This is a genomic window from Brucella haematophila (genome assembly GCF_005938105.1).
GTDB lineage: Bacteria > Pseudomonadota > Alphaproteobacteria > Rhizobiales > Rhizobiaceae > Brucella > Brucella haematophila.
Map to the genome: position 1 here is coordinate 1 of NZ_VCPE01000047.1, position 2,495 is coordinate 2,495.

Below are 2,495 nucleotides of genomic sequence, written 5' to 3' on the forward strand. Positions count from 1 at the left end.
TGTTGATTGCCGCTGAGAAGTGACCCGGTTTTTCCACCGAGAATTGACCCGCCTTTTAATTAATGTTCGGGTTTTTATTCACGGTCAAGTTTCGTGTATTCCTTTGCTCGTTTTGGTTCCTGAGCGGAACTGTTTTTGAACCTGAAGCTGTCATTTCCAGTTTCTAGGATGTGGCAGTGATGGGTGAGCCTGTCGAGCAATGCAGTCGTCATTTTGGCGTCGCCAAACACGCTTGCCCATTCACTGAAGCTAAGATTGGTTGTGATTATGACGCTCGTGCGCTCGTAAAGTTTGCTGAGCAGATGGAATAAAAGAGCGCCACCTGATGCACTGAATGGCAGATATCCGAGCTCATCAAGAATGACGAGATCGGAATAAATGAGCCGGTTGGCGATCTGTCCCGATTTGCCTTGGGCTTTTTCCTGCTCAAGTGCATTCACAAGTTCAACCGTTGAGAAGAACCGGACACGTTTGTGGTGGTATTCAATCGCCTGGACACCAATAGCGGTGGCGATATGAGTTTTACCCGTTCCGGGTCCACCAACCAGAACAATGTTGTTTGCATCATTGAGAAAGTCACAGCGATGCAGCTGCTGGACCAATGCCTCGTTTATCTCACTGCTTGCGAAGTCAAAGCCGTTCAGATCACGGTAGGCTGGAAAGCGTGCAGTTTTGAGCTGGTAAGCAACTGATCTGACTTCACGCTCCGCCGTTTCCGCCTTAAGCAGCTGTGACAGAACTGGAATAGCTGCCTCGAAAGCTGGCGACCCTTGTTCGGTGAGTTCACCAACTGCTTGTGCCATGCCATGCATCTTCAATTGCCGTAACATGATTACGATTGCACCACTCGCTGGATTATGACGCATGACGAGCCTCCGTCTTTCTCAAGGTGTCGTAGCGTTCGACATTGGCCTTGGGTTCATTGTTAAGGGTCAGTGCCTGCGGCGCATTAATCGGGGGTGGAATGAGAGATTTGCCGTCGACCAAACGGTGAAGCAAATTGAGGATATGGGTTTTTGTCGGCACTCCCGACTTCAGCGCCATGTCGACCGCCAAGAGAACAGCCTGTTCGTCATGTTGTAAGACGAGGGAAAGAATATCGACCATTTCCTTATCGCCGCCCGGCTTCTTCAACAGATGAAGCTGGAGTGTGCGAAATGCTTCAGGCAGCTCCGTGAAAGGAGCGCCATTGCGCAATGCGCCGGGCTTTCGCTGAATGACCGACAAATAGTGCCGCCAATCATAGACGGTTTGACCTGGTGCTTCGTGAGAGCGATTGAAGATGCGTGAATGCTCGCAAATGATCTGCCCTTCGGCAGCGACCACGACACGATCAGGATAGACACGCAGGCTTACAGGGCGATTGGCAAAGGATGCTGGGACACTATAACGCGTACGATCAAAGTGAACGAGGCAGGTCGGTGATACGCGCTTGGTATATTCGACAAAGCCATCAAAAGATCGGGAAACGGGCATAAGGGTCTGGACTTCTTCAGCCCAAAGATCGGCTATGCTGCCGCGCATTTTACCATGCGTTGTGGTTGCCCAGAAAAACTTGCAACGCTCTTCCAACCAGTCGTTCAGTTCATCCAGCGAAGCAAATCGTGGAACGGGTTGAAAGAACCGATGCCGAGAATCCTGAACATTCTTCTCAATCTGTCCCTTCTCCCAACCCGATGCAGGATTGCAGAAGTCTGGTTCAAACAGATAGTGGCTGGCCATGGCCTGAAAGCGGATATTGACGTCACGCTCTTTGCCTCGACCGACCTTGTCGATGGCTGTACGCATATTGTCATAGATGCCGCGTCGTGGAATGCCACCAAGCACACGGAAGGCATGATTATGGGCATCAAACAACATCTCATGGGACTGTGTGAGATAGGCGCGAACGATAAAGGCCCTGCAATAACTTAGCTTCGTATGGGCGACTTGAAGCTTTGTCCGCTCATTGCCGATAATTGCCCAGTCTTCCGACCAGTCAAATTGAAATGCTTCTCCCGGCTCAAAGCTCAAAGGGACAAACGTGCCCCGGCCTGATGTCTGGTTGTGCATATGAAGATCGGCCTTCCACTCGCGGGCAAAGGTGGCAACGCGACTGTATGATCCCTCATAGCCCAGAGCGACAAGGTCGGCGTGCATCTGCTTCACCGTGCGCTTTTGTTTGCGCGGTTTACGATCTTCAGACTTTAACCATGCGGTCAATCGGTCAGAAAATAGGTCGAGTTTGCTTGGCCTGTCCGGAACCTGAAACTTTGGCTCGACGCCATTGAGACGCAAGTACTTGCGAATGGTGTTCCGCGATAAGCCCGTTCGTCGGGCAATCTCGCGGATCGATAGTTCGTCCCGGTAATGCCAGCGTCGGATAACGCTCAATAATGCCATGTCGATCACTCCATAGCCCTCGCTGAAAAACAAACGAGGGAAGGTTCAAACATGGGTCAATTCTAAATGGAAATATCACCCCAAACCGGGTCACTTCTCAGCGGCAATCAACA

Annotated in this window: 2 protein-coding genes; both read right to left on the minus strand. The window is 51.1% G+C overall.

All coding sequences use genetic code 11. The features are described 5' to 3' along the window. Positions 1 to 74 precede the first annotated feature (74 nt). A complete protein-coding gene (gene istB, locus FGI60_RS26115; RefSeq protein WP_094505636.1) occupies positions 75 to 866 on the minus strand; it encodes an IS21-like element helper ATPase IstB in 792 nt (263 codons plus the stop codon). Next, positions 856 to 2,382 (minus strand): IS21 family transposase, encoded by a 1,527-nt coding sequence (istA, locus tag FGI60_RS26120; protein ID WP_138787574.1) that lies wholly within the window; start codon positions 2,380 to 2,382, stop codon positions 856 to 858. The genes istB and istA overlap by 11 nt, the downstream gene beginning before the upstream one ends. Positions 2,383 to 2,495 lie beyond the last annotated feature (113 nt).